This window comes from Pseudonocardia benzenivorans CB1190 (genome assembly GCF_000196675.2).
Lineage (GTDB): Bacteria > Actinomycetota > Actinomycetes > Mycobacteriales > Pseudonocardiaceae > Pseudonocardia > Pseudonocardia benzenivorans.
This window is the reverse complement of the sequence record NC_015312.1, coordinates 5,049,152-5,074,901: the sequence shown is the minus strand read 5'-3', so window position 1 is coordinate 5,074,901 and position 25,750 is coordinate 5,049,152. Positions and strand designations below refer to the sequence as shown.

At 74.3% G+C, this 25,750-nt stretch carries 28 protein-coding genes; 22 read left to right on the top strand and 6 right to left on the bottom strand.

Going from position 1 to position 25,750, the window contains the following annotated elements; all coding sequences use genetic code 11:
* The first annotated feature begins 97 nt into the window (after nucleotides 1-97).
* The 9 genes from rplS (at nucleotide 98) to PSED_RS23795 (ending at nucleotide 9,414) form a co-directional block, all read left to right on the top strand.
* Nucleotides 98-457, top strand: a complete 360-nt coding sequence (rplS, locus tag PSED_RS23835; RefSeq protein WP_013676798.1) for a 50S ribosomal protein L19 — start codon at nucleotides 98-100, stop codon at nucleotides 455-457.
* Nucleotides 458-794: 337 nt separating this feature from the next.
* Nucleotides 795-2,087, top strand: coding sequence for a signal peptidase I (gene lepB / locus PSED_RS23830; RefSeq protein ID WP_013676797.1), 1,293 nt, complete (start codon nucleotides 795-797; stop codon nucleotides 2,085-2,087).
* A 50-nt stretch (nucleotides 2,088-2,137) separates the two neighbouring features.
* Nucleotides 2,138-2,887 (top strand): ribonuclease HII, encoded by a 750-nt coding sequence (locus PSED_RS23825; RefSeq protein WP_041762198.1) that lies wholly within the window; start codon nucleotides 2,138-2,140, stop codon nucleotides 2,885-2,887.
* Nucleotides 2,884-3,207 carry a DUF2469 domain-containing protein gene (locus PSED_RS23820; protein ID WP_013676795.1) on the top strand — a complete coding sequence of 108 codons (324 nt, stop codon included), beginning with the start codon at nucleotides 2,884-2,886 and terminating at the stop codon, nucleotides 3,205-3,207. The genes PSED_RS23825 and PSED_RS23820 overlap by 4 nt, the downstream gene beginning before the upstream one ends.
* Before the next feature lie 164 nt (nucleotides 3,208-3,371).
* Complete coding sequence (locus PSED_RS23815) at nucleotides 3,372-3,728, top strand: YraN family protein (protein WP_013676794.1); 357 nt, start codon at nucleotides 3,372-3,374, stop codon at nucleotides 3,726-3,728.
* Nucleotides 3,728-5,239, top strand: coding sequence for a YifB family Mg chelatase-like AAA ATPase (locus PSED_RS23810; protein WP_013676793.1), 1,512 nt, complete (start codon nucleotides 3,728-3,730; stop codon nucleotides 5,237-5,239). The genes PSED_RS23815 and PSED_RS23810 overlap by 1 nt, the downstream gene beginning before the upstream one ends.
* Before the next feature lie 509 nt (nucleotides 5,240-5,748).
* Nucleotides 5,749-6,939, top strand: coding sequence for a DNA-processing protein DprA (gene dprA, locus PSED_RS23805; RefSeq protein ID WP_013676792.1), 1,191 nt, complete (start codon nucleotides 5,749-5,751; stop codon nucleotides 6,937-6,939).
* Between the two features lie 278 nt (nucleotides 6,940-7,217).
* Nucleotides 7,218-8,150, top strand: a complete 933-nt coding sequence (locus tag PSED_RS23800; protein ID WP_013676791.1) for a tyrosine-type recombinase/integrase — start codon at nucleotides 7,218-7,220, stop codon at nucleotides 8,148-8,150.
* Nucleotides 8,151-8,343: 193 nt separating this feature from the next.
* Nucleotides 8,344-9,414, top strand: coding sequence for a FliA/WhiG family RNA polymerase sigma factor (locus PSED_RS23795; protein WP_233899131.1), 1,071 nt, complete (start codon nucleotides 8,344-8,346; stop codon nucleotides 9,412-9,414).
* A 7-nt stretch (nucleotides 9,415-9,421) separates the two neighbouring features.
* On the opposite strand, the gene PSED_RS23790 is transcribed toward PSED_RS23795, so the two are convergent.
* Nucleotides 9,422-10,159, bottom strand: coding sequence for a M23 family metallopeptidase (locus PSED_RS23790; protein ID WP_013676789.1), 738 nt, complete (start codon nucleotides 10,157-10,159; stop codon nucleotides 9,422-9,424).
* A 379-nt stretch (nucleotides 10,160-10,538) separates the two neighbouring features.
* Between PSED_RS23790 and rpsB the strand changes: the two genes are divergently transcribed.
* The 6 genes from rpsB to PSED_RS23760 all read left to right on the top strand — a co-directional run bounded on the left by rpsB (nucleotide 10,539) and on the right by PSED_RS23760 (nucleotide 15,471).
* Nucleotides 10,539-11,441, top strand: a complete 903-nt coding sequence (gene rpsB, locus PSED_RS23785) for a 30S ribosomal protein S2 (RefSeq protein WP_013676788.1) — start codon at nucleotides 10,539-10,541, stop codon at nucleotides 11,439-11,441.
* Between the two features lie 100 nt (nucleotides 11,442-11,541).
* A complete protein-coding gene (tsf, locus tag PSED_RS23780) occupies nucleotides 11,542-12,369 on the top strand; it encodes a translation elongation factor Ts (RefSeq protein ID WP_013676787.1) in 828 nt (275 codons plus the stop codon).
* Nucleotides 12,370-12,385: 16 nt separating this feature from the next.
* Nucleotides 12,386-13,144 carry a UMP kinase gene (pyrH, locus tag PSED_RS23775; RefSeq protein ID WP_013676786.1) on the top strand — a complete coding sequence of 253 codons (759 nt, stop codon included), beginning with the start codon at nucleotides 12,386-12,388 and terminating at the stop codon, nucleotides 13,142-13,144.
* A 35-nt stretch (nucleotides 13,145-13,179) separates the two neighbouring features.
* A complete protein-coding gene (frr, locus tag PSED_RS23770) occupies nucleotides 13,180-13,737 on the top strand; it encodes a ribosome recycling factor (protein ID WP_013676785.1) in 558 nt (185 codons plus the stop codon).
* A 102-nt stretch (nucleotides 13,738-13,839) separates the two neighbouring features.
* Entirely contained in the window at nucleotides 13,840-14,703 is an 864-nt protein-coding gene (locus PSED_RS23765; RefSeq protein ID WP_013676784.1) for a phosphatidate cytidylyltransferase, read from the top strand.
* A gap of 3 nt (nucleotides 14,704-14,706) precedes the next feature.
* Nucleotides 14,707-15,471 carry a class I SAM-dependent methyltransferase gene (locus tag PSED_RS23760; RefSeq protein WP_013676783.1) on the top strand — a complete coding sequence of 255 codons (765 nt, stop codon included), beginning with the start codon at nucleotides 14,707-14,709 and terminating at the stop codon, nucleotides 15,469-15,471.
* A 71-nt stretch (nucleotides 15,472-15,542) separates the two neighbouring features.
* Here PSED_RS23760 and PSED_RS23755 read toward each other — a convergent pair whose 3' ends face one another.
* The gene (locus PSED_RS23755) at nucleotides 15,543-16,034 is read right to left on the bottom strand and encodes a Rieske (2Fe-2S) protein (RefSeq protein WP_013676782.1); all 492 of its coding nucleotides are present in this window, start codon (nucleotides 16,032-16,034) and stop codon (nucleotides 15,543-15,545) included.
* 157 nt (nucleotides 16,035-16,191) lie between these two features.
* Here PSED_RS23755 and PSED_RS23750 point away from each other — a divergent pair, with 157 nt between their 5' ends.
* The 4 genes from PSED_RS23750 (at nucleotide 16,192) to rlmN (ending at nucleotide 20,291) form a co-directional block, all read left to right on the top strand.
* On the top strand, nucleotides 16,192-17,232 hold the full coding sequence (locus PSED_RS23750; RefSeq protein WP_013676781.1) for a hypothetical protein: 1,041 nt from the start codon (nucleotides 16,192-16,194) through the stop codon (nucleotides 17,230-17,232).
* Between the two features lie 1,152 nt (nucleotides 17,233-18,384).
* Nucleotides 18,385-18,633, top strand: a complete 249-nt coding sequence (locus tag PSED_RS23745) for a hypothetical protein (RefSeq protein ID WP_143770594.1) — start codon at nucleotides 18,385-18,387, stop codon at nucleotides 18,631-18,633.
* Nucleotides 18,634-18,674: 41 nt separating this feature from the next.
* Nucleotides 18,675-19,157: a pyridoxamine 5'-phosphate oxidase family protein gene (locus PSED_RS23740; protein WP_013676779.1), complete on the top strand. Its 483-nt coding sequence runs from the start codon at nucleotides 18,675-18,677 to the stop codon at nucleotides 19,155-19,157.
* Between the two features lie 27 nt (nucleotides 19,158-19,184).
* On the top strand, nucleotides 19,185-20,291 hold the full coding sequence (gene rlmN, locus PSED_RS23735; protein WP_013676778.1) for a dual-specificity RNA methyltransferase RlmN: 1,107 nt from the start codon (nucleotides 19,185-19,187) through the stop codon (nucleotides 20,289-20,291).
* Between the two features lie 3 nt (nucleotides 20,292-20,294).
* Here rlmN and PSED_RS23730 read toward each other — a convergent pair whose 3' ends face one another.
* Nucleotides 20,295-21,365, bottom strand: a complete 1,071-nt coding sequence (locus PSED_RS23730; RefSeq protein ID WP_013676777.1) for an ATP-dependent DNA ligase — start codon at nucleotides 21,363-21,365, stop codon at nucleotides 20,295-20,297.
* A gap of 54 nt (nucleotides 21,366-21,419) precedes the next feature.
* Here PSED_RS23730 and mug point away from each other — a divergent pair, with 54 nt between their 5' ends.
* Nucleotides 21,420-22,007 carry a G/U mismatch-specific DNA glycosylase gene (gene mug, locus PSED_RS23725; protein ID WP_013676776.1) on the top strand — a complete coding sequence of 196 codons (588 nt, stop codon included), beginning with the start codon at nucleotides 21,420-21,422 and terminating at the stop codon, nucleotides 22,005-22,007.
* Here the strand turns inward: mug and PSED_RS23720 are convergent.
* Entirely contained in the window at nucleotides 21,998-22,435 is a 438-nt protein-coding gene (locus tag PSED_RS23720; protein ID WP_013676775.1) for a MarR family winged helix-turn-helix transcriptional regulator, read from the bottom strand. The two genes, mug and PSED_RS23720, sit on opposite strands and share 10 nt — an antisense overlap.
* Before the next feature lie 64 nt (nucleotides 22,436-22,499).
* On the opposite strand from PSED_RS23720, the gene PSED_RS23715 reads away from it, so the two are divergent.
* The gene (locus tag PSED_RS23715; RefSeq protein WP_013676774.1) at nucleotides 22,500-23,138 is read left to right on the top strand and encodes a maleylpyruvate isomerase family mycothiol-dependent enzyme; all 639 of its coding nucleotides are present in this window, start codon (nucleotides 22,500-22,502) and stop codon (nucleotides 23,136-23,138) included.
* A gap of 51 nt (nucleotides 23,139-23,189) precedes the next feature.
* On the opposite strand, the gene ligD is transcribed toward PSED_RS23715, so the two are convergent.
* Both ligD and PSED_RS23705 read right to left on the bottom strand, forming a co-directional pair.
* Nucleotides 23,190-24,161, bottom strand: a complete 972-nt coding sequence (gene ligD, locus PSED_RS23710) for a non-homologous end-joining DNA ligase (protein ID WP_013676773.1) — start codon at nucleotides 24,159-24,161, stop codon at nucleotides 23,190-23,192.
* A gap of 16 nt (nucleotides 24,162-24,177) precedes the next feature.
* Nucleotides 24,178-24,438, bottom strand: a complete 261-nt coding sequence (locus tag PSED_RS23705; RefSeq protein WP_013676772.1) for a DUF2631 domain-containing protein — start codon at nucleotides 24,436-24,438, stop codon at nucleotides 24,178-24,180.
* An 88-nt stretch (nucleotides 24,439-24,526) separates the two neighbouring features.
* Here PSED_RS23705 and dxr point away from each other — a divergent pair, with 88 nt between their 5' ends.
* On the top strand, nucleotides 24,527-25,747 hold the full coding sequence (dxr, locus tag PSED_RS23700; protein WP_013676771.1) for a 1-deoxy-D-xylulose-5-phosphate reductoisomerase: 1,221 nt from the start codon (nucleotides 24,527-24,529) through the stop codon (nucleotides 25,745-25,747).
* The last annotated feature ends 3 nt before the right edge of the window (nucleotides 25,748-25,750 follow it).

The following is a 25,750-nucleotide window of genomic DNA, read 5'->3' as shown; positions in this document are numbered from 1 at the left end:
AGCCCCCGGCCCGTGCGTCGGGGCAGCCCGGCGCCAGCCCAGTCGCGTGGAGCGGCGCCCCTGCATGACCGCAATCAGACGAGGACGGACCTGCGCGATGAACACCCTTGACGAACTGGACGCACAGAACCTGCGTTCCGACATCCCCGCCTTCCGGCCGGGCGACACGCTCAAGGTGCACGTGAAGGTCATCGAGGGCTCGCGCTCCCGTGTCCAGATCTTCCAGGGCGTCGTCATCCGCCGGCACGGCGAGGGCGCCCGCGAGACCTTCACGGTCCGCAAGGTCTCCTTCGGCGTCGGCGTCGAGCGCACCTTCCCGGTGCACTCCCCGAACCTCGACCGCATCGAGGTCTTCACCCGCGGGGATGTCCGCCGGGCGAAGCTGTACTACCTCCGTGACCTGCGCGGCAAGGCCGCGAAGATCAAGGAGAAGCGGGAGACCCCGAACGCGTCGTGACCTCACCCTGTGGTGGACACGACCTCACCCTCAGGTGATCAGGCGGTGACGTAGCCTCGTGGGTGTGGCGCTTCCCGAGCTCCCCGACGACCGGCGGGCCCAGCCCCGACGGTACGGACCGGCGAATCCGCCGCCTCCGCCTCCCGGCGACGGCCGTGCTCCTGTCGGCGACCCTCGGTGGACGCCGCCCTACGGCAACGGTCGCCACGTCGGACCGCCCGCGCCCGCCGCGCACCGTCCCGGACCTCCTCCGGGTGCGGACCGCGTTCCCCCCGGTCAGGGGCCGGGCGCCCCCGACGGCCGGCCGCCACGGCGAGGGCCCGAACCGTACGACGGGGTGCCCCGTCGGCCCGTCGGCCCGCCGCAGGGCAACGGTCGTCCCCAGGGCGGCCCGCTGCAGCCTCCCCGCCGCCCCGACGCCCGCCCGCCGGGGCCGCCTCCGCGCCCTGTCCTGCGCGACGATCCGCTGGCCGCCGACGAGACCGACGTCATCGACGAGGTGGTCACCGACGAGGTGGCCGACGACGAGGACGAGCCGGAGCCCGAGCCCCGACGGCGGCCACGGCGCCCGGACGAGCAGGCTGCCGACCGCACCGGCGGCCGTGGCCCCGAACGCGCCACCGAGCGCCCGGCCGACCGGCCGTCGACCCGCGGGCGCGGCTCCGCGCGCGACGCCGAGGCCGAGACGTCGGCGGTGCCCGGGCGGCACCGGCGGCGCGCGGGCGAGTCGCCCGACGGCCGTCCGGTCTCGTCGTTCGCCGACGAGAAGGCCGGGCCGAAGGGGAGCAAGCCGAAGTCCGGGCGCCGGCGCCGCACGTCGTTCTGGAAGGAGCTGCCGCTCCTCATCCTCGTCGCCCTGCTGCTGACGTTCCTGATCCAGACCTTCCTCGCGAAGGTCTACGTCATCCCCTCGGGTTCGATGGAGACCACGCTGCACGGCTGCACCGGCTGCAACAACGACCGCGTACTCGTCGACAAGATCACCTACCGGTTCTCCGACCCGGAGCCCGGCGACGTCGTCGTCTTCCGCGGCCCCGACAGCTGGGGCACCGAGCAGGTCACCGTGCCCAGCAGCGCGTTCGTCCGCGGCCTGCAGCAGGTCGGCTCACTGATCGGGCTCGCGCCGCCCGACGAGAAGGACTTCGTCAAGCGGGTGATCGCCACCGGCGGCCAGACGGTCTCCTGCTGCGACTCCCGCAACCGCGTCATGGTCAACGGCAAGCCCCTCGACGAGCCCTACATCTACTACCTGCCCGAGGCCGGCCCGGCCCGGCAGGTGCCGTTCGGGCCGGTCACGGTGCCCGACGGCGAGCTGTGGATGATGGGCGACAGCCGCAACAACTCGTCGGACTCCCGCGCGACCGGGCACGGTCCGGTCCCGGTCGCCAACGTCATCGGGAAGGCCCGGCTCAAGGTCCTCCCGATCAACCGGTTCGGCTGGATCTCCTCGCCCGACCCGCAGTCGCCCGAACCCGTCGGGATGGGCGCGGGCGGTGGCGCGCCGCTCGCCCTCGGCCTCGTCGGCACGTTGCCGCTGGCCGCGGGCAGACGGTGGCGCAACCGGCTGGCCGACGAGCTCGACGAGTTCCTCCCGTCCCCGCGCCGCCGCCGGCGGCTGCGGCGGCGCTGACGGTGGCGGCACCCGTCCGCCGTGGCCGTCGCCGCGTCCCCTCGACGTCGCTGACCGCCGACGGCTGGCGTCCGGAGCGGGCCGTCGTGCGGCGCTCCGCGGGCAACTGGACGTTGCAGAGCACGCTGCACCGGCACGGCCTGGGTCCCGTCGCGGGGGTCGACGAGGCCGGTCGCGGCGCGTGCGCCGGGCCGCTCGTCGTCGCGGCGTGCGTGCTGCGCCCCGGCGACGCGCAGCGCCTCGCCGGCCTCACCGACTCCAAGCTGCTCACCGCCGCGGCGCGCGAGGAGTACTTCGAGCTCCTCACCCGTCGTGCCGTGGACCTGTCGGTCGTCGTCATCCCGCCGCGGGAGATCGACCGCCGCGGCGTGCACGCCGCCAACATCGAGGGGATGCGCCGCGCCGTCGCCGGGCTCGCGCAGCGTCCGGGCTACGTGCTGACCGACGGCTTCCCGGTCCGCGGCTTCGGTGCGCCCGCGCTGGCCGTCCCCAAGGGCGACCTGGTCGCTGCGTGCGTCGCGGCGGCATCGGTACTGGCCAAGGTGACCAGGGACCGGATCATGGTCGAGCTCGACGAGCGGCTGCCGCAGTACGGTTTCGCCGTGCACAAGGGCTACTGCACGCCGGTGCACGACGCCGCGCTCGCGGCCCACGGTCCGAGCGCGGAACACCGCTACTCGTTCGTGAACGTCGCGGGAGCGGCCGCCGCTGCGAGAGGCGAACCGGTGCTGGTCCACAATGGGGCCAGCACGCCGTCGGAAGACCCGGTGGTGGCCGCCGGGGGAGGGGTTGCGTCGTGAGCGCCGAGGATCTCGAGAAGTACGAGACCGAGATGGAGCTCACGCTCTACAAGGAGTACCGCGACATCGTCGCCCAGTTCTCCTACGTCGTGGAGACCGAACGGCGCTTCTACCTGGCCAACTCGGTCGACGTCGCGCCGCGCAACGCCGACGGCGAGATCTACTTCGAGGTCCGCATGTCCGACGCCTGGGTGTGGGACATGTACCGGCCGGCGCGGTTCGTCAAGAACGTCCGGGTGCTGACGTTCAAGGACGTCAACATCGAGGAGCTCGACAAGCCCGACCTGCGCCTGCCCGACGACGGCCCGTTCGGCTCGTGAACCCGTCCGGACAGCGCGGCTAGGGGACACTCGCCTACCACGGCACGCCGACGGTTCCGGGTGCTCCGCGACGGAACCGGGTCGGTTGTCCACATGCGGCGGGGTCGTCCACAGATCGTCGCGACGGGCCCTGCGGCCCGCGGCGAGGCCCGATCGTTGTCGGCATGGCAGCGAAGGACGTGCTGGGCCGCCGCGGTGAGGACGTCGCGGCCGAGTACCTCGAGAAGCAGGGTCTCGTCGTGCTGGACCGCAACTGGCGGTGCCGCGAGGGCGAGCTCGACATCATCGCGACCGGCTCGGCGGGCCTGGTGGTCTGCGAGGTCAAGACGCGTTCGGGGACGGCCTTCGGCGAGCCCGCCGAGGCGGTGACCGACCGCAAGATCGCCCGGATCCGGCGGGTCACGCAGGCGTGGCTCGCCGCGCACGGGTTGCCGTGGTGCGCCGTGCGGTTCGACGTGCTGGCCATCGTGATCGAGCCGGGCCGGCCGGCCACGATCCAGCACTACCGCGAGGCGTTCTAGTGGGCGGGCTCGCGCGGTCGTGGTCGGTCGCGCTGCAGGGTGTCGACGGCACGGTCGTCGAGATCGAGGCCGCGATCGGCGGCGGGCTGCCGGGGATCCACCTCGTCGGGCTGCCCGACGCGGCCCTGCACGAGTCGCGCGACCGGGTCCGGGCGGCCGTCGTCAACTCCGGGCGGCACTGGCCGAACGAGCGGATCGTGCTCGCCCTCTCACCCGCGACGCTGCGCAAGGCCGGCTCCGGCTTCGATCTGGCCCTCGCGTGCGCCGTGCTGGCGGCCTCGGGGACGATCCCGCAGGGTGCGTTGCACCGCACGGCACTGCTCGGGGAGCTCGCACTCGACGGGCGCCTGCGCGCGATCCGGGGCGTCCTGCCCTGTCTGCTGGCCGCCCGGACGGCCGGGCTGCGGCGCGTCGTCGTGCCGGTCGCGGCGCTCGCCGAGGCGTCGCTGGTGGCGGGGCTGGAGGTGCACGGCGCCGGCTCGCTCGCCCAGGTCGTGGAGTTCCTCGTCGAGGGGACGCCGCTGACGGCTCCGGACGCGGTCGGCGAGGCCGGCGCGCCGCCGTCGCCGCCCGACCTGGCCGACGTCGTCGGGCAGTCCGACGCCCGGCACGCGCTCGAGGTCGCCGCCGCAGGCGGACACCACCTCCTGATGGTCGGGCCACCCGGCACGGGCAAGACGATGCTCGCGCAGCGGTTCGTCGGCCTGCTCCCCGACCTTCCTCCCGACGACGCGCTCGCGCTCGCCGCGATCCGCTCCGTCGCGGGCCGGTTGCCCGCCGACGGGCTGCTCAGCACCGTCCCCCCGTTCGTCGCCCCCCACCACTCGACGTCGGCGGCCGCGCTCGTCGGCGGCGGCAGCGGGGTCGCCCGCCCCGGAGCGGTCTCGCTCGCGCACCGAGGGGTGTTGTTCCTCGACGAGTGCGCCGAGTTCGGACCGCGGCTGCTCGAGTCGCTGCGCACGCCCCTCGAGGAGGGCGAGGTCAGGCTCTCCCGGGCCGAGGGCACCGTGACCTACCCGGCCAGGTTCCAGCTCGTCCTCGCCGCCAACCCGTGCCCGTGCGCCCCGGCGCACGACCGCGACTGCGTCTGCACCTCGCTGGTGCGGCGGCGTTACCTCGGCAGGCTGTCGGGCCCGCTGCTCGACCGCGTCGACCTGCGCTGCCGGATGCATCCCGTCACGGCCCTGACCAGCGGTGACCAGGGGGAGAGCACGGCCATGGTCCGGGCGAGGGTGCTGGCGGCGCGTGCCGCCGCCACCGAACGCTGGGCCGCGCACGGCTGGCGCACCAACGCCGAGGTTCCCGGGCCGGTCCTGCGGTCGCGGTTCGCGCTGTCGCGTGACGCGCTCCGACCGCTGGAGGCCGGCCTGCGCGCGGGCGAGCTCACCGCGCGCGGGGCCGACCGCGCGCTGCGCGTGTCCTGGACCGTCGCGGACCTCGCGGGGCTCGACCGGCCCGACCGGCAGACCGTCGAGACCGCGCTCTACTTCCGCGATCGGAGAGCCGCGTGAGCGCCGACGACCGCCGCCATGAGATGGCGGCCCCGACCGGGACGACCCCTCCGTCGCACGCCGACGCGGAGGGTGGGCCGACGCGGGCCGATGAGAAGCAGGAGACATCGACGCAGATCGTTCCGGTGCGGGGTGGTGCGGTTCCGAGCGGGCCGACGCTGGTCGCTCCTTCGCGGCCTGCCGCGACGTGGGCCGGCCCGACGCGGGCCGGAGCGCCCCCGCAAGGCGCACGGGCGAAGACCGCTTCGACGCAGGACGCTCGGGCGCCCGTCGATCCGGCGCAGGCTACTCCGCCGCAGACCGGTTCGGCACAGCCTTCTCAGACGCAGCACGTTCACAGCCAGCCTGCTCAGACGCAAGGCGTTCAGGTGCAGGCCGGTGCGACGCAGGCTGGTGCGACGCGGTGCGATCCGCTACCGGCCGCCGGGACACAGGCCGCTGCGGCGCGGTCTGTTCCGGCGCGGCCAGGACTCGTCGTCACCGGGGCCGAGGAGCCGGGTGGTCGCTTCGTGGTGGTCGAGTCCGAGCCGTGCTCTGCCCAGCCGAGCTCCTCGCCCCCGATCGCGGCGCCCGCGGTCGCGGTGGAGGTCCTGCGGGCCCGCGCCTACCTCTCGCGGGTCGCGGAGCCGCCTGCTGCGGCGCTGGGTGTCTTCGTCGCCCAGGTGGGGCCGGTCGAGGCGGCGGAGCGGGTGCGGCGCGGCGCGGTCCCCGACGCGGTGCGCGCCGCGACCGGTGCCCGCCGCACGGTCGACCGGATCGACGCCGACCTCGATGCCGCCGCCGCGCTCGGGGCGCGGCTCCTGGCTCCGGAGCACCCGGGCTGGCCGCACTGGGCGTTCGCCGCCTTCGACAACGCAGGCGTCCGTGAGCTGGCGGCGCCGCTCGCGCTGTGGGTCCGTGGGCCCGCCTCGTTGCTCGAGGTCAGCGAGCGGGCGGTCGCGGTCGTCGGGGCCCGCGCGGCCACCGGCTACGGCGTGCACGTCGCCGGGGACCTCGCGGCGGGGCTGGCCGCGGCCGAGTACACCGTCGTCTCCGGGGCCGCGTTCGGGATCGACGCCGCAGCGCACCGCGGTGCGCTCGCGGCCCGGCGCCCGACGGTGGCGGTCATGGCCTGCGGGGTCGACCGAGCCTACCCGGCCGCCCACTCCGAGCTGCTCGCGCGCATCGCCGCGACTGGCCTCGTCGTCAGCGAGTACCCGCCGGGCGCGGTGCCTGCGCGGCACCGCTTCCTGGTCCGCAACCGGTTGCTGGCCGGGATCGGAGCCGGAACGCTCGTGGTCGAGGCGGGGGTGCGCAGCGGCGCCCAGCGCACGGCGGCCGATGCCCGCGCGCTCGGCCGTGTTGTCATGGCCGTGCCCGGGCCGGTGACCTCCGGGCTGTCCGCGGGCTGCCACGAGCTGCTCCGGCACGGCGCGACCCTCGTGACGCGGCCGGAGGAGGTCCTCGAGGCCGTCGGCCGGCTCGGCATCGACCTGGCGGTCGACCGCCCGCGGCCGACCCGGGCCACCGACCATCTCGACAAGGCGCAGGCAGCCGTGCACGACGCCCTCCCGACCCGAGCCGCCCGCGATCCGCGCTGGCTCGCGATGGAGGCCGGTCTGCCGCTCGACGTCGTCCGCGCCGGGCTGATCGATCTCGAACGGCTGGGCCTCGCCGAGTACCGCGACGGGTTGTGGCAGCGTGCGACGCCGCGACGGTGAGGCCGGGTCCGACCGGGCTCGCGGGTCGCGGGCGGACCGACCCCGTCCGACCGGCTTCGCGGTCGCACGGCGACCGGTTCGGCCGTCGCGCGGGTCGTGCGCGGGGAACCCCGGGCGGCTGGTGCGGGGACTCAGGGCGTGCGCACCCGCATACCTCGCCCGGGTGGCGGCGGGCCTGAGCGTGGCGGCCTGCCTGCGGGGGCGGACACCTGGGCCGATCGTCCGACCGCGGCGCGCCGCGCTTGACCGCCCGGGCGTCGTCCGATGACCGTGGACGGATGGGCGCGCAGCGAGCGGACCGCACGGAGCTCCCGCCGACGGTGGCCGGGCATCTCGACGCGTTCACGGCCCACCTGGACCGTGAACGCGGACGCTCGTCGCACACGGTTCGCGCCTACCGGTCCGACCTCGCCGGGCTCCTGGGACGGCTGCCCGGCGACGACCTCGCCGTACTCGACCTGGGCCTGCTGCGCTCCTGGCTCGCAGAGGCCCACGCCGCGGGCACGAGCCGGTCCACTCTGGCCCGGCGCGCGGCGGCCGCCCGCACGTTCACCGCGTGGGCCCACCGCACCGGGCTGCTCGACTCCGACCCGGGCGCCCGGCTCGACTCCCCGCGGCCGCAGCGACGGCTCCCGTCGGTGCTGCGCGCCGACCAGGCGGCCGACCTCATGGACGCGGCTGCCTCCGGCGCCGCGGAGCGTGATCCCGTCGCCCTGCGCGACCAGCTGCTCCTCGAGCTGTTGTACGCGACCGGGGTGCGGGTGGCCGAGGTGTGCGGCATCGACGTCGACGACGTCGACCAGAGCGCGCGCACCGTCCGTGTGCTGGGCAAGGGGAACCGCGAGCGAACCGTCGTCTACGGCGTACCGGCGGAGCGCGCGTTGCGGACGTGGCTCGCCGCCGGCAGACCCGCGCTGGCACGGACCGGAGGTCCGCCGGCGCTCCTGCTCGGGGTCCGCGGCCGACGCCTCGACCCCCGGGTGGCGCGGTCGGTGGTGCACGCTGCGGTCGCCGCGGTACCCGGTGCGCCCGACATCGGCCCCCACGGGCTGCGGCACGCCGCCGCCACGCATCTCCTCGACGGCGGCGCCGACCTTCGTTACGTACAGGAACTGCTTGGTCACGCTACGCTGTCGACGACGCAGCTCTACACGCACGTCACGGTCGACAGGCTGAAGGTGGTCCATGACCAGGCGCACCCCAGGGCATGAGCGGCCCCTGACAGAGGATCTCCAGTTCACAGCGCTGTCCGCCGCCGTTGTTGCGGCATTGGCCGGCCCGCCCGGAGACGTGTTCGCCCCGCCGGTGCCGACTCCTCCGCGCCGTGCGGCCCTGCAGTCGGTGACTGCGCAGCGTGACCAACCGCCGGTCGCGATCAGTGACACGCCGGGAGCGAACGACTCGGTGACGAACCTGTCGAAACCGTCCGAGACCGACACCGACCCGAACCTCGCCCTCGCGGTCGCGGCGCCCGCCGAGTGGCCCGCCGAGCTGCCTGCCGGCGCGCAGCCCGAGCGGTCCGAGGGAAGACCCGTCGAGCGGCCCCCTGTGCGGCCCGCCGGGTCGGCTGCCGCGCCGGTCGTCGAGCGGCCCATCGCGTCGGCCGTCGAGTTGCCCGTCGGGTGGGCGGTCGAGCCACACATCGAGCCGCCTGCACAGCCGCACCTCGACCCGTCCGCCGAGCTGTCCGCCGAGTTGTTCGCGGCGCGGCATGCCGGGCCGACTGTGGCCTCGGCCGTCGACACGCTCGCCGCGCTGTGGCTGGACCGCGGCGGGCCCCGCGACAGGACGGTCCGGGACCTCCTCGTCGCGCACTACGGGCCGCTGGTCCGCGCGGTCGCGGCGCGCATGGCCGTCGGCCTGCCCGCGAGCGTGGAGGTCTCCGACCTCGTCCAGGCCGGCGTCTTCGGACTGCTCGACGCCATCGCCCGCTTCGACCCGACCCGCGGGATTCGCTTCGAAACCTATGCAGCACAACGTATTCGGGGAGCGATGCTCGACGAGCTGCGCGCGCAGGACTGGGTGCCGCGGACCGTACGCAGTCGGATCCGCGAGATCGAGCGCACCCGCGAACAGCTCGAGCGCCGCCTCGGCCGCGCCCCGGATCGCCGCGAGATCGCCGCGGAGCTCGGCCTGCCGCTGCGCGAGCTCGTGCGCGCCGGACAGCGCCGACGGCTGGTGAGCGTCGAGGCGCTGGCCGAGAGCGCGTCGTCGGTGGCGGAGAGCGTCGTCGACGAGTCGGCTCCGGACCCCGCGGAGGTGTTCGCGCTGCAGGAGACCCACCGCGAGCTCGCCGCCGCCGTCCGCCTGCTCGACGAGCGCGACCGCCTCGTCGTCCAGCTCTACTACGTCGAGAACCGGACGCTGGCCGAGATCGGCCGGCTGCTGGGCGTCACGGAGTCGCGGGTGTGTCAGCTGCACGCGCGCATGGTCGTGCGCCTACGGGGCCGGCTCGAGGATCGCGCCGCGGGCTGAGCGCTCCTCACGGCCGTTCCCCGTCGCCGGGATCGGGCAGCAGCCGGACCCGGCCGGCGCCGACGAGCACGAGCGGGTCGAGGTAGTCCGCATCCCCGCGGCGCACGCCCCAGTGCAGGCAGGTCGTCGCGGGACAGCCGGGATGGCCCGGTTCCAGCGTGCCGAGCACGGCCCCGCGCGAGACCACCGTGCCGACCGCGACCGTCGCGGTCACGGGCTCGTAGGTCGTGCGCAACCCGTCGGGGTGCAGGACCGAGACCACCCCGCGCCCGGCGAGCGGGCCCGCGAACGCGACCACGCCGTCGCGGGCCGCGCGCACCTCCTGGCCGGGCACGCCCACGAGGTCGACGCCACGATGCCCGGGCGACCACGGGTTCGGCGGCGCCCGGAACCGCTGTCCGATACGCGGGACCGGCCGCAGCGGCCAGCCGTAGCGTGCCTGCCGCCCAGCAGCTGCCGACGGATCGTCCGGAGCCGCTGCCCCGGCCGGCGGCCGCGCCCCGCCCGACGCGTGCGGAGGAGGCCCGCCCGGCACCGTCCCCGGCGGGTCCGCGGTCCGCCGCCGGGCGTCGAGGCCGACGGTGGTCGTGCGGGGGAGGTCGTGCACCGCCGGGACCGTCGCCGTCGGTACGGACACCGGGCTCCCGGCGACGAGGGTGGGGGAAGGCGGCGCGAGGACGGCCGGCAGCGCGGCACACCCGATCAGACATGCGGCGAGCCACGCGGCGAGCGGACGGTCGATCACGCGCCCAGCCTGCGGGAATCCGGCCCGCGGCGGGCGGCGCGACGGGGAAGTTGTGGATGCTCGCCCGCGTTGTGGACAACCGAGTGCCGCTGGACCGGTCCGGATGAGGCGCGATCGGGCCGCCGCGTACACTCGACCTGCACCTCAGAGCTGTCCGAGGTGACTTCGCGCGCTCGCGTACCTCGCTCGCCGGTGATCTCCGGCAGGCGTGGACGGCACCGGGCGGTCCCGCGAACCGACGGCCCTCCTCGCGGTGGGCCGTGCGGTGGACGGGTTTCCGGCGCCGGCGCGGCGCCAGGGCGGTCCCACCGACCGGTGGAGACCCGCGAAACCGCGAGCGCGGCACCTGCCGCGCCTGATCGAGAGGTGAACATCGGCGATGGCCGTCGTCACCATGAAGCAGCTGCTGGACTCCGGTGTGCACTTCGGGCACCAGACCCGCCGCTGGAACCCGAAGATGAAGCGCTACATCCTCACCGAGCGCAACGGCATCTACATCATCGACCTGCAGCAGACGCTGTCGTACATCGACCGCGCCTACGAGTTCGTCCGCGAGACCGTGGCGCACGGCGGCACGATCATGTTCGTCGGGACGAAGAAGCAGGCGCAGGAGGCCATCGCCGAGGAGGCGGGCCGCGTCAACATGCCGTACGTCAACCAGCGCTGGCTGGGCGGCATGCTCACCAACTTCCAGACCGTCCACAAGCGTCTCCAGCGGCTCAAGGAGCTGGAGTCGATGGAGCAGACGGGTGGCTTCGAGGGTCGCACCAAGAAGGAGATCCTCATGCTCACCCGTGAGAAGGACAAGCTGGAGAAGACCCTCGGCGGCATCCGCGACATGTCGAAGGTCCCCAGCGCGGTCTGGGTCGTCGACACCAAGAAGGAGCACATCGCCGTCGGTGAGGCCCGCAAGCTGGGCATCCCGGTCGTCTCCATCCTGGACACGAACTGCGACCCCGACGAGGTCGACTTCCCGATCCCGGGCAACGACGACGCGATCCGCTCCGCCGCGCTGCTCACCAAGGTGATCGCCCGCGCCGCGGCCGACGGCCTGATGGCCCGCTCGGCGCGCAGCGGTGGCCGCGACGGCGCCGAGGGCAAGCCCGAGGTCGGCAGCGACGAGCCGCTGCCCGAGTGGGAGCAGGACCTGCTGGCCAACGGCGGCGAGGTCGGTTCCGACGGTGCGAGCCTGTCGGCCGCCGGCGCCAACGCCGACGCCCCGAACGCCGCCGCCGCGGCTGCGCCGGCCTCCACCAGCAACGGGACCCAGTCCGCGAACTGATCCGTCGTACCGCGGGTGGGCCGGGTCCGGTCCACCCGCGGTCCGGTCCGTCCCGGACCCGATCTTCACGAACCGACTAGAGGACGAAGAGACCACAGCGATGGCGAACTACACCGCCGCCGACGTCAAGCGGCTCCGTGAGCTCACCGGCTCCGGGATGATGGACTGCAAGAAGGCCCTCGACGAGTCCGACGGCGACCTGGACAAGGCCGTCGAGCTGTTGCGCATCAAGGGTGCGAAGGATGTGGGCAAGCGCGCCGAGCGCTCCACCTCCAACGGCCTGGTCGTCGCCCAGGGCGGCACGATGGTCGAGCTGGACTGCGAGACGGACTTCGTCGCCAAGAGCGACGACTTCATCACCCTCGCCGACAAGATCCTCGCCGTCGCGGTGGAGCAGAAGCCCGCCGACGTCGAGGCGCTGGCGAAGGCCCAGCTCGACGGCGGCACCGTGGCCGACGCGGTCCAGGCGCTGTCCGCCCGCATCGGCGAGAAGCTCGAGCTCAAGCGCTACATCCACATCGACGGACCGGTCGCGCTGTACCTGCACCGTCGTTCGTCGGACCTGCCGCCGGCCATCGGCGCGCTGGTGTCCTACGAGGCGGCCGACGCCGCCGCGGCCGACGAGACGGTCCGCGGCGTCGCGATGCACGTCGCCGCCGCCCGCCCGCGCTACACCACGCGCGAGGAGGTGCCCAGCGACGTCATCGACAACGAGAAGCGCATCGCCGAGGCCACCGCCCGCGAGGAGGGCAAGCCCGACCAGGTGCTGCCGCGGATCGTCGAGGGCCGGGTCAACGGCTTCTTCAAGGACGTCGTGCTGCTGGAGCAGCCGTCGGTCCAGGAGCCGAAGAAGAGCGTCAAGGCGCTCCTCGACGAGGCTGGTGTGACGGTCAAGGAGTTCGTCCGCTTCGAGGTCGGACAGGCCTGAGCCGGGCCCGACGAGCATGAGCGACCCAGTCGACGCCACCCCCCGCCCCGGATTCCGCCGCGTGCTGCTGAAGCTCGGCGGCGAGATGTTCGGCGGCGGGGGGCTCGGCGTCGACCCGACCGTCGTCCAGACCGTCGCGCGCCAGATCGCTGAGGTGGTCTCCAGCGGGGTCCAGGTCGCCGTGGTGATCGGCGGCGGGAACTTCTTCCGCGGGGCCGAGCTGCAGCAGGGCGGCATGGACCGCTCGCGCGCCGACTACATGGGCATGCTGGCGACCGTCATGAACTGCCTCGCGCTGCAGGACTTCCTGGAGCGCAGCCACGGCATCGACACCCGGGTGCAGACGGCCATCACCATGGGCCAGGTCGCGGAGGCCTACATCCCGCGCCGGGCGATGCGGCACCTGGAGAAGGGTCGCGTCGTGATCTTCGGCGCGGGCGTCGGCATGCCGTACTTCTCGACCGACACCGCCGGCGCCCAGCGCGCGCTCGAGATCGGGTGCGACGCGTTGCTGCTGGCCAAGGGAGTCGACGGCGTGTACACGGCCGACCCGAAGACCGATCCCGACGCCACGCTGTTCACCGAGATCACCCATCGCCAGGTGCTCGAACGGGGGCTGAAGGTGGCCGACGCGACCGCGTTCAGCCTGTGCATGGACAATCGCATGCCGATCATCGTGTTCAACCTGCTCACCGAAGGAAACATCGCACGGGCCGTGCGTGGTGAGAGGATCGGGACGCTGGTGACCACGCCGGAGAACGACCGGGCGAGCTGACCCGGTCGTCGCCGCCTGAACGCTGGGGAGCAGCCGTGATCGACGAGACACTCTTCGACGCCGAGGAGAAGATGGAGAAGGCCGTCTCCGTGGCCAAGGACGACCTGGCCAGTGTGCGGACCGGCCGGGCGACGCCGTCGATGTTCTCCCGGATCATGGTCGACTACTACGGCGCGATGACGCCGTTGAACCAGCTCGCGTCGGTCAGCGTGCCCGAGGCCCGGATGGCCGTCGTCAAGCCGTACGACGCCAGCCAGATCGGGGCACTCGAGAAGGCGATCCGCAACTCCGACCTGGGCGTCAACCCCACCAACGACGGCCAGATCATCCGTGTGGTGATCCCGCAGCTGTCGGAGGAGCGGCGCAAGGAGATGGTCAAGGTCGCGCGCGGCAAGGGCGAGGACGCGCGCGTGACCATCCGCAGCCTCCGTCGCAAGGCGATGGAGGAGCTGCACCGCATCGTCAAGGAGGGTGAGGCGGGTGAGGACGAGGTCGGTCGCGCGGAGAAGGAGCTGCAGGGCACGACCGACAAGTACGTCCACCAGGTCGACGAGCTGGTGAAGCACAAGGAAGCCGAGCTCCTCGAGGTCTGAGCAGATGTCCCGCCCCGCCCACGGTCGCGCCGCGTGAGCCTCTCGCATGAGTCCGCGTCAGCGACCCCTCCGGCTGCGCCGCCGGCGTCGCCGGAGACCGTCGTGTCGTCCGTCGTGAGCGCGGACGCGGCCGGCCGACCGGAGAAGCGGCAGTCACGGGCGGGGCGCAACCTGGTTGCCGCGATCGGGGTCGGGGTCGCCCTCGGGGTCGTGATCCTCGCGTCGCTCCTGCTGGAGCGGCACTTCTTCCTCGGGGTCATCGCCGTCGCCGTCGCGGTCGGGACCTGGGAGCTCGCGGGCGCGCTGCGCCGGGCCGCCGGGATCGCCGTCGCGCTGCCGGTGCTGCTCGTCGGCGGGCAGGCGATGATCTGGCTGAGCTGGCCGTTCGGCGTGCAGGGCGTCGTGGGCGCGTTCGCGCTCACCGCGCTCGGCTGCATGATCGCGCGGATGCGCCGGGGCGCCGAGGGCTTCCTGCGCGACGTGGGCGCGAGCCTGTTCGCGGCCGCCTACGTGCCGCTGTTCGCGTCCTTCGCGGTGCTGTTGGTGTTGCCGCAGGACGGCGTCGGCCGGGTGCTGACGTTCATGATCTGCGTCGTCGCCTCCGACGTCGGCGGCTATGCAGCGGGCGTGCTCGCCGGTCGCCATCCCATGGCGCCCACGATCAGTCCCAAGAAGTCGTGGGAGGGCTTCGCCGGGTCGGTCCTCGCGGGTGTCGTGGCCGGGTCGCTGTCGGTGGCGCTCCTGCTCGACGGGCCGTGGTGGATCGGGGCCATCGTCGGCGCCCTGCTCGTGGGCACGGCGACGTTGGGCGACCTGTGCGAGTCCCTGGTCAAGCGCGACCTCGGGATCAAGGACATGGGCACGCTCCTGCCCGGCCACGGCGGACTGATGGATCGGCTCGACTCGATGCTGCCCGCGGCGTTCGTCGCCTGGCTCGCGCTGAGCGTCCTGCTGCCGGTCGGCTGACGCGTGGCGCGGCTCTACGCCGGCTTCGGCGGTCGGCTCAAGCCGGGCCCTGCCATCCCGAGCCCGAACATCTGGAACTGGCCGGAGGTCTACGAGCGAGAGAACGCCGCGCAGGACGTCGACGACGCCGTGTGGGCCGTCCTGCGGGAGCTCGCCGACTGGGCCGGCGCGGACGTGCTCGACGTCGGCTGCGGCGACGGGTTCCATCTCCCGCGCTTCGCCGCCGACGCGGCCTCGGTGGTCGGGGCCGAGCCACATCCGCCGCTGGTCGCGCGGGCCCGCGCCCGGGTCGCCGGACTCGACCGCGTGCGGGTCGTCGAGGCGGGGGCGGCGAATCTGCCGCTGTCGGACCGCTCCGTCGACGTCGTGCACGCGCGCACCGCCTACTTCTTCGGCCCGGGTTGCGAGGACGGGCTCGCCGAAGCCGATCGGGTGCTGCGCCCCGGCGGCATGCTCGCGATCGTCGACCTCGACTTCACGGCCGCTCCCTATGGCGACTGGCTGCGCGCGGACCTGCCCCGCTACGACCCCGCGAAGGTCGAGCGCTGGTTCGACGAGCGCGGTTTCGTCATGCGTCGCGTGCCCACGACGTGGCGGTTCGACGACCGCGCGACCCTCGAGGCCGTCCTGCGCATCGAGTTCTCCCGCGAGGTGGCGGCACGCGCGACAGCCGCGACCCCCGGCCTGACGATCCCCGTCGGTTACCGCGTGCACGTGCGCCGGGCCCCGACGGGCCTGCTCGCCGGGCCCGGCCACGCTCGTCGCTAGGACTCGTCGCCAAGGACGCGGCCGGGCCACTCCGACGGACATTCACCGCAGCCGCGCGGCCACTCCCACCTTCAGCCCAGGACGATCTGACCGCCCTCGACCTTCACCTGCTCGGGCGTGAGGCCGCGCTGGGCCGGGCCGCGCTCGACGGACCCGTCGAGGCCGAAGGTGCTGCCGTGGCAGGGACATATGATCGATGCGCTCTGCACCTCGTTCACGGTGCAACCCTGGTGAGGGCACGTCGTCGAGAAGGCGGCGAACGTCCCCGCCGACGCCTGGGTGACGACGACCCCCTGGTCCTCGTAGATCTTCGCGCCGCCGACCGGTACGTCCGACGACGGACCGAGGGGACCGGTCGTCGGTGCCGGTCCCGACCCCTCGCCGGAACCGCTGCCGGGGTCGGAGCCGCCCGATCCGGTCGAGCATCCGGCGACGAGCAGCCCGGCACTCACCGCGACGGCTCCCGCACCGGCGACGATCGCCCGCCGGGAGTAGGTCGGGGTACCGGGCGCGGTGGCCGGGGGAGCGTCGTCGGTGGTCGTGCTGGGTGCGGTACGCGACATCGAGGGGTCTCCCGGTGGTGGCGCGGGCGCCGTTCGGGGTGGCATCCCGCGCAGGGCGGATCCGTTGCAACTTCAACCATGGCAGGCCGGGTGTGGGGCTGCTGTGGGGTGGCGACCGCCCCGACGCCTCCCGACCGGAAATGGCTACCGTGGGTTCATGACGCGCCCGATCAGGCTCCCCGACGGGGTGGCCGCTCCTCAGATCGAGACCGTCCTCGGTGTGCTGTGGTGGATCGCCGGTGCCCTCGCCCTCTCGGGCGGGTCCGGCACGGTCCTCATGGCCGCCGGGCTGGGCGTCACCGGCGGGTTGTGGACGCTGGTGCGCCGCCGCCACGGCTCGGGGCTGTCGCTCGGACCTGCCCGGCGGGCGCGGCTCGTCCGGCAGGCCGTCGTCGCCGGTGCACTCGCGCTCGCCGCGCTCGTCGGCGTCGGCATGACGTCGTGGAGCGAGCTGGCCGTCCCCCTGGCGAGCGCGCTCGTGGCGATCGTGCTGTTCTCGCTCTCGACGATCATCGGGTCGCGCTCGTTCGTGCTGGTCGGAGGGTTGGTGCTCGTGCTCTCGGCAGTGGGCGCCGTCGTCGCGCTCGGCACGATGGGGTCGACGGCGTCGCAGGGGCTCGTCGGGTTCGGCGGCGCACTCGTCTTCTGGGTCGCGGGGGCGCTCCGCGCCGGGCTCGTGTCGCCCGCGGTGCTGAGGTCCATGCGGCTCCCACAGTTGTCGACGGTGCTGCGTCGCCGGACGGGCCGGGAGCCCGCGCCCGACGACGACCGCACCGGATATGCCCCCGCGGCGGCCCTGCGGCCGGCGCCGCCTGCCGCCGGCTCCGCGGCCGCGCGCCCCGCTGCCGGCTCCGCTTCCGTGGGCCCCGCAGTGGTGCACCGCCCCGCTGGTCCCCTGCGGGTGCGGCCGGCGGCCGGACCCGCCCCGGCTCCGGCTGCCGCTGGACCTGCCCCGGCCCCGGCTGCTGCTGGCCCGGCGCCGGCGCCGCGACGGCCCGGCTCCCCGCCACCGGTATCGCTGCGCCGCGCCACACCCCGTCCCAGGCCGGTTCCGCCGTCCCGGGGCGGCCGGCCCCCGGTCCCGGCCCGCACGGCCGGCGACCCCTTCGGCCCGACGGTGCGTGCCCACGGCCCCGCCCGCGCGGACGGCCAGGGCCCGACCGAGCCCGTCCGCGCTCCGGGCGCCCCGCCCCGCTGAGTGGCCCGCGCCGGTTCCGGGCACGGGTGATGTCGGCAGAGATCGAGGTCGCACTCGTGCCGCTGTCGGGCACGGTCGCTCGACCCGCCCGACACCGCACGGTCACGTCCCGGATGCCTATGGTGCGCGCCGCGTCGGAGGTGTGATGGCGCGGGGCGGGGAGGCCGCCGCGCAGGGGCCGCGGTTGCCGGCTGATGACGAGTCTCGTCGACGACGCCCGGTGACCGCGACCGACCGGCTCCGCCGTCGCGCCCGTCGAATCGCCGCCGAGTCCGGCGCTGCCCGGGTCGTCCCCGGAGCGGCCCGGTCGGCGGTGATGGTGGCTGCAGGGTCGCGACACGGGTTGATCGCCGAATGCGGGACGTGGGCGCCATGTGGTGCGGGCATATCCCGAGGTCGGCGATCAACCGGGCGGGCCTCGTGCTTGTGGTTCGGTTGGGACCGCAGTGCGGCGTCGGCGCGTCGGTCGGAGCGGGTGGCGACGGCGAGCCTGCGGCTCCGGTTGATCGCCGAACGTGGGACATGGACGCGAGGAGATGCGCTCATGTCCCGGGTTCGGTGATCAGGGCGGGGCAAGCGGATAGTCGGGCCGGGGCGTCGCGCTGGAGGTCCGGCCGGGTCGCTCGGCTCCGCACACCTGAGGGCGACGCGAGGTCCGACATGGGTTGATCACCAGTTGTGGGACATGGGCGCAAGGAGATGCGTCCATGTCCCGAGGACGCTGCTCATGGACGGATTCGGGGGTCGTGCTGGGCGGGACTCCGCTGATCAGGTCCGTCCCGGATTCTTCGCCAGGGTCCCCAGGGCGGCGCCTGCCCGCCGACGCCGCTGCGCCGCGCCCGGCGATGCCGCTGCGCTCGCCGATGCCGCCGCGCCCGCCGCCACCGGACACCGCGCTGCCGGACGCTGCGCCGCTTGCCACCGCGCCACCCGACGCCGCGCCGCGCCGCGCCGTGCCGCTGGACGCCACGCCGCGCCGTGCCGAGCCGCCCGACGCCGATGCCGCGCCGTGCCGCGCCGCCCGACGCCGCGCCGTGCCGCGCCGCCCGACGCCGCGCCGCGCCGTGCCGCTGGACGCCGTGCCGCGCCGCCCGACGCCGCGCCGCGCCGTGTCGCGCCGCCCGACGCCGACGCCGACGCCGACGCCGCGCCGTGCCGCGCCGCTGGACGCCGCGCCACCCGGTGCCGCTCGCCGCCGCGCCGCCCGACGCCGCAGCGCCGCTCGCCGTCGCGCCGCCCGACGCCGCAGCGCCGCTCGCCGTCGCGCCGCCCGACGCTGCAGCGCCGCTCGCCGCGCGCCGCTCGCCGCTCGCTGCCGCGGCGGCACCCTCGCCCGCACCCGACCCGCCACGCAGGATCGTCGCTACACCGATGAGTCCGTGGGGCGCGAGCCGTCTGTGATGGTGAGGCGGCGCCGCGGGGCGCGGCCGGGAGGGAGCATCGTGCGCGACGAGGTCCGGGCCGTTCTCGAGGAGCCGCTGGCTCAGGAGCTGATGGCGGCGGCGATCCCCGCACGGCTGGCGTACACCGCGCTCGACGGGACACCGCGCGTCGTGCCGATGGGCTACGCCTGGACGGGATCGGCGCTGGTCATGGCGACCGTCGCGAAGGCACCGAAGGTCCGTGCCCTGCGGGCGAACCCGACCGTGGCGCTGACCGTCGACACCAACGAGCAGCCTCCGCACATGCTCCTCGTGCGCGGGACGACCGAGATCGAGATCGTCGACGGCGTGCCCGAGGTCTTCCTCGACGGTGCGCGCAAGCTGGTCCGGCCCGAGGCATGGGACGGCTTCGAGGAGGGTGTGCGGGCCCTGTACGACAGGATGGCCGTGCTGACGGTCACGCCCACGTGGGCCCGGCTGTACGACTTCACGTCGCGCGTCCCGGACGTCATCGCGAAGCAGGCGGCGGCCCGGGGCCTCTGACCTGCGGGCTGGCACAATGGGAGTGTCATGACTTCCCTCCCGCTCGTCTTCGAGGCGCCCCGGCGCGGCCTACCGCCGCGTCACCTCGCCGATCTCGATCCCGCCGACCGCAAGGCCGCGGTGGCCGATCTCGGCCTGCCCGGGTTCCGTGCCGACCAGCTGGCCCGGCACTACTTCGGCCGCCTCACCGCCGACGTGGACGAGATGACCGACCTGCCCGCCGCGGCGCGGGAGACGCTCGCGTCCCTGCTTCCGCCGCTGGTCACGCCGGTCACCGAGCAGTCGTGCGACGAAGGGGCCACCCGCAAGATGCTGTGGCGGGGGCACGACGGGGCGCTGGCCGAGTCCGTGCTGATGGCCTACCCGGACCGGGCGACGGTGTGCATCTCCAGCCAGGCGGGCTGCGGCATGGCCTGCCCGTTCTGCGCGACGGGCCAGGGCGGGTTGCAGCGCAACCTGTCGACGGGGGAGATCGTCGACCAGGTCCGGCAGGCGGCGGCCGCGGCGCGCGACGGGGCGCTCGGCGAGCCGATGCGGCTGTCGAACATCGTCTTCATGGGGATGGGCGAGCCGCTCGCGAACTACAAGCGGGTCGTGGCGGCGTTGCGCCGGATCACGTCCCCGGCTCCCGACGGACTGGGCATCTCGCCGCGCGGCATCACGGTGTCGACGGTCGGCCTCGTCCAGGCGATCGACAAGCTCGCGGCCGAGGGCCTGCCGGTGACGTTGGCGGTCTCCCTGCACACCCCCGACGACGAGCTGCGCGACACGCTGGTGCCGGTGAACAACCGGTGGAAGGTCGGCGAGGTGCTCGACGCGGCCCGTCGTTACGCGCAGGCCACGGGGCGGCGGGTGTCGATCGAGTACGCCCTGATCCGCGACGTGAACGACCAGCCGTGGCGCGCCGACCTGCTCGGGAAGCTGCTGCGGCAGCGCGTCGGCACCAAGCGGGTGCACGTCAACCTGATCCCGCTCAACCCGACGCCGGGCAGCGAGTGGGACGCCTCGCCGCGCCCGGTGCAGGACGAGTTCGTGCGGCGCGTGCAGGCCGCCGGCGTCGCGTGCACGGTCCGGGACACCCGCGGCCAGGAGATCGACGCGGCGTGCGGCCAGCTGGCCGCGACACACCGCTGACGGTCAGTCCGGCAGCCCCAGCACGTCGCCGAGGTCGAAGCTGACCGGCTGTTCGAGCTGCTCGTAGGTGCACGACTCGGGCGTCCGGTCGTCGCGCCAGCGGACGAACTGCGCGGTGTGCCGGAAGCGCAGCCCCTCCATGTAGTCGTAGCGCACCTCGACGACCCGCTCGGGACGCAGCGGCACGAACGACAGGTCCTTGCCCGCGTTCCAGCGGCTGCCCTCGTTCTTGCGCGGGGTGCGTTCGCCCAGCTCGTGGGCGGCCCAGTTCCACGGGTGGCCCTCGAACTCGGTGACGAGCGGCTGCAGCTCCGTGAACAGCGCGCGGCGCCGGGCCATCGGGAACGCGCCGACGACGCCGACGGAGGCCAGCACGCCGCGCTCGTCGAAGAGGCCGAGCAGCAGCGAGCCGATCGCGTCGGGGCCCGACTTGTGGACGCGGTAGCCCGCCACCACGCAGTCGCACGTGCGCTCGTGCTTGATCTTGGCCATGACCCGCTTGTCGGGCTGGTAGGTGAGGTCGAGCGGCTTGGCGATCAACCCGTCGAGCCCCGCGCCCTCGAACTCGCGGAACCACTGCTCGGCCAGCACCGGGTCCTGCGTCGCGGGGGTGATGTGGACGGGCGGTTTCGCGTCGCCGAGGACGCGTTCCAACGTCGCGCGGCGCTCGTCGAGCCGTGAACCGGTGAGGTCGTCGTCGCCGAGGGCGAGCAGGTCGAACGCCACGAAGCTCGCCGGGGTCTGCTCGGCGAGCAGCCGGACGCGTGAGTCGGCGGGGTGGATGCGCTGCTGCAGGGCCTCGAAGTCGAGCCGGTTGCGCTCCCGGTCGACGACGACGATCTCCCCGTCGATCACCGCGCGCTCCGGGAAGTTGGCCTTCACGGCCTCGACGACCTCGGGGAAGTACCGGGTCATCGGCCGTTCGTTGCGGCTGCCGATCTCGACCTCGTCGCCGTCGCGGAAGATGATCGACCGGAAGCCGTCCCACTTCGGCTCGTAGTGCCTGCCGTCGGGAATCGCGGCGACGGGCTTGGCCAGCATCGGCTTCACCGGGGGCATCACGGGCAGGTCCACGTGGCCCATCCTGCCGGGATACTCCGACAGGATCGAGCGGGAAAGGGGTCCACGATGGCGTCACGGTTCAGCGCGGCCGAGTTGGCGGCGGCCCGCGACCGCACCATCGACGACGTCCTCCCGGCCCCCGGCGACCCGCCGCTGCGGGTGCTGTTCTGCGGCATCAACCCCGGGCTCGTGTCGGCGGCCACCGGGCACCACTTCGCGCGCCCGGGCAACCGGTTCTGGCCGGTGCTCCACGACGCGGGCTTCACCCCGCGGCTGCTGCGGCCCGCCGAGCAGGACGAGCTGCGCGGCCTCGGCCTGGGCATCACGAACATGGTGGCGCGCACGACGGCCCGCGCCGACGAGCTCGCCGACGACGAGCTGCGTGCCGGGGGCGAGCGGCTGCGCGAGCTCGTCGCCGCGGAGCGTCCGCGCTGGCTCGCCGTCGTCGGCGTGACCGCCTACCGGGTCGCGTTCGCGGCTCCGAGGGCGGCCGTCGGCCCCCAGGAGAGGACGCTGGGGGACACCGGGATCTGGGTGCTGCCGAACCCGAGCGGGCTCAACGCGCACTGGTCGCGCGCGGCGATGGCCGAGGAGTTCGCCCGGCTGCGTGAGGCGGCCGAGGCCGCTCAGGCGTCGGGAGACGCTCAGGCGTAGGGGTCGGTGGCCGCGCGCAGGTCGGTGAGCAGCTCCCGCAGGACGGCGGTGCGCTCGGCGCCGAGGTGCGCGGTCCACTCCCGTTCCACCTCGGCGACGACACCGGCCGATCGCGCGACGGCTGCGGCGCCGCGCGGTGCGACGACGACGAGCCGGGCGCGTCCGTCGGAAGGGTCGGGGATGCGGGTGACGTAGCCGGCCGCCTCCAGCTGGTCGACGAGGAAGCCCGCGGTCTGCTTGGTGACGCTGCTCTGCCGGGCGAGGTCGGTGAGCCTGCTGCCGCCGGGCGCGATCCGTTGGAAGATGCGGCCCTGGGCGCGGGTGATGTCGTCGTACCCCGCCGCCGCCAGCTCGTCGAACACGCGGTCCTCCATGGCGCGGTAGGGGATGAACAGCAGCAGACCCAGGTTGAGGGCGTCGTTCGGCACGGGTTGACGATAGTACGAGATTCTGACTTAATGGTCAGATTCTCTGACGAGTCGGAGGTGCGTGGTGGAGCAGGACCAGGCCTGGGTCGTGATCGCGCAGCAGCGCCGCGCGCTCGCCGACCTCCTCGACGACCTGACCCCCCAGGAGTGGGAGGCGCCGTCGCTGTGCGAGCGGTGGCGGGTCCGCGACGTGGCCGCCCACCTGGCGATGACCCCGCACTCGCCGGGAATCGGCCGGATCCTCTACGAGGGCCTGCGCGCTCGCGGGGACTTCGACGGGCTCAACCACGACATGGCCGTCCGCTACGCCGCGCGGCCGACCGCCGAGCTCGTCGCCGGGCTGCGGGCCGACGCCGAGAACCGCAGCCGGCCGGCGATCACCACCTGGCGCAACCTGCTGTTCGACACGATCGTGCACGTCCAGGACGTGGCGCTGCCGCTGGGGCGGGGCGTCCCGATGCCGCCCGACGGGACCGTCGCCGGGCTGGACCGGGTGTGGCGGATGGGCTGGCCGTTCTGGGCGAGGCGACGCCTGCGGGGGCTGCGTCTGGTCGCGACCGACGCCGACTGGGCCGTGGGCGACGGCGACGAGGTGCGCGGGCCGGCCGGTGCGCTGTTGTTGCTGGTCACCGGCCGCGGCGCGGTCGCCCAGCCGCTGCTCGACGGGCCGGGAACCGCACGCCTGACGACGTCCGCCGGCTGACCCCGCGGCACCGGAACTCGCGCCGGCCGGCACCGGGACGCGCGCAGCCACTCACAGCTCGTCGAGGTCCGGGGGCTCCTCGTCGGGGGTGTCGCGGGCGTCGCGGTCGGCCCACTCCAGCAGCTCGTCGAGCACGAACACCGCGTCGTCGATGCCCGCGTGCAGGTCGCCGAGCTCGGCGAACCGGCCCGGGACCGTCGCGATCGTGAAGTCGCGCGGATCGACGTCGGCGACCTCGTCCCAGCGGATCGGCGTCGACACCACGGCCTCGGGCACACCGCGCACCGAGTAGGCGCTGCGGATCGTGTGGTCGCGGGCGTTCTGGTTGTAGTCGACGAAGATCGACGCCGGGTCGCGGTCCTTGCGCCACCACGTCAGATCGACGAGATCCCCGGCCCGGCGGCCCACCTCGCGGGCGAAGGCGTGGGCGGCGCGCCGGACGTCGGAGAAACCCCAGCGCGGCTCGATCCGCACGTAGACGTGCATGCCCGACCCGCCGGAGGTCTTGGGCCAGCCGGTGGCGCCGAGCTCGTCGAGGACCTCCTGGGCGACGGCGGCCACGCGGCGCACGTCGTCGAACCGGGCCTCGGGCATCGGGTCGAGGTCGATGCGCCACTCGTCGGGCTTCTCGGTGTCGGTGGCGCGCGAGTTCCAGGGGTGGAACTCGACCGTGGACATCTGCACGGCCCACACCACGTCGGCGACGTGGGCGACGCACAGCTCGTCGGCGTGCCGGTCGAAGCGGGGGAAGTGCACCCGCACCGTCGGCACCCAGTCGGGCGCGCCGCGGGGGAGCCGCTTCTGGTGGACCTTCTCCCCGGTCACGCCCGTCGGGAAGCGGTGCAGCATGCACGGGCGGTCGCGCAGGGCGCGGACGATGCCCTCGCCCACGGCCATGTAGTAGTTCGCCAGGTCGAGCTTGGTCTCCCCGCGTGCCGGGAAGTAGACCCGGTCGGGGTTGGAGATGCGGACCGTCCGGTCGCCGACCTCGAGCTCGACGGCCGGGCTCGAACGCTCGGCGATGACGGACCGCCCGGGCTCAGCGGCGCCAGGCGTTGCGCCTGCGGATCGTGCCCCCGATCACGCCGAGCAGGATGAGCGCCGCAGGGATGCACATCCAGAGGATCTCGGTCCAGTTGGTCGGGTGGCCGATCATGAGCAGCGGCAGCAGGATCGCGACCACGACACCGGCGACCCGGGCGCCGTTCGGGAAGCCCCCGTGCCAGCCCCATTCGGCCGACGGCTCGTCGAGCGGGTCGACCTGCGGCCGCTTCTCCAGCTCCCGGGAACTACTCGCCACGCCGTCCTCCTGAATGCGGTGCCTGCGGGCCACATCCTCGCACAACGCGGCGCCGGGGATGATGTGTGGTGGTGAGCGAGGGAGAGCGATGAGCGACAGGTCCGAACACCCCGGCGCCGCCGGGACGGCGCCGCGGTCGGTGCTCGTGCTGGGCTCCACCGGCTCGATCGGCACCCAGGCACTCGACGTCGTGACGGCGGCGAGGGGCCCCGGCGGAGCACGGTTCACCGTCGCGGGGCTCGCCGCGGGCGGGGGCGACGTGGGACTCCTCGCAGCCCAGGCCCGCGAGCACCACGTGCGCCGGGTCGCGGTCGCCGACCCCGAGGCCGCGGCGCGGCTGCGGGCCGAGCTGCCGGGCGTCGAGGTGCTCGACGGTCCGGGTGCGGCCACGGAGCTGACGGCGACGACCCCGGCCGACGTCGTCCTCAACGGCATCACCGGGTCCCGCGGCCTCGGCCCGACGCTCGCCGCCCTCGACGCGGGGGAGACGCTCGCGCTGGCCAACAAGGAGTCGCTGGTGGCGGGCGGCCCGCTCGTCACGAGAGCGGCGAAGCCCGGGCAGATCGTGCCGGTCGACTCCGAGCACTCGGCGCTGGCGCAGTGCCTGCGCGGCGGGACGGCCGACGAGGTCGCCCGGCTCGTGCTCACGGCGTCGGGCGGGCCCTTCCGCGGTCGGCGTCGCGAGGAGCTCGCCCACGTCACGCTCGACGAGGCGCTCAAGCACCCGACCTGGGACATGGGCCCCGTCGTCACGATCAACTCGGCGACGCTGGTCAACAAGGGCCTCGAGGTGATCGAGGCGCACCTGCTGTTCGACGTGCCCTACGACCGCATCGACGTGGTCGTGCACCCGCAGTCGATCGTGCACTCGATGGTCACCTTCGTCGACGGCTCGACGATCGCGCAGGCGAGCCCGCCCGACATGCGGCTGCCGATCGCGCTGGCGCTGGGCTGGCCCGCGCGGGTGCCGGGCGCCGCGGCGGCGTGCACGTGGGACGCCGCGCAGTCCTGGACGTTCGAGCCGCTCGACGACGACGCCTTCCCCGGGGTCCGGCTCGCCCGCGCCGCGGGGACGACCGGCGGCTGCCTGCCCGCGGTGTTCAACGCGGCCAACGAGGAGGCGGTCGCCGCGTTCGTCGCCGGGACGCTGTCGTACCTGGGTGTGACGGAGGTCGTGGAGCGGGCGCTGGCGGCGGCCGACGGCTGGTCGGGCGATCCCGCTACCGTGGACGACGTGCTGGCCGCGGAGGGCTGGGCGCGAGCCCGCGCCCGGGAGCTCGCGGTGTCGATCGGCTCAGAAGGGCTCTGACAG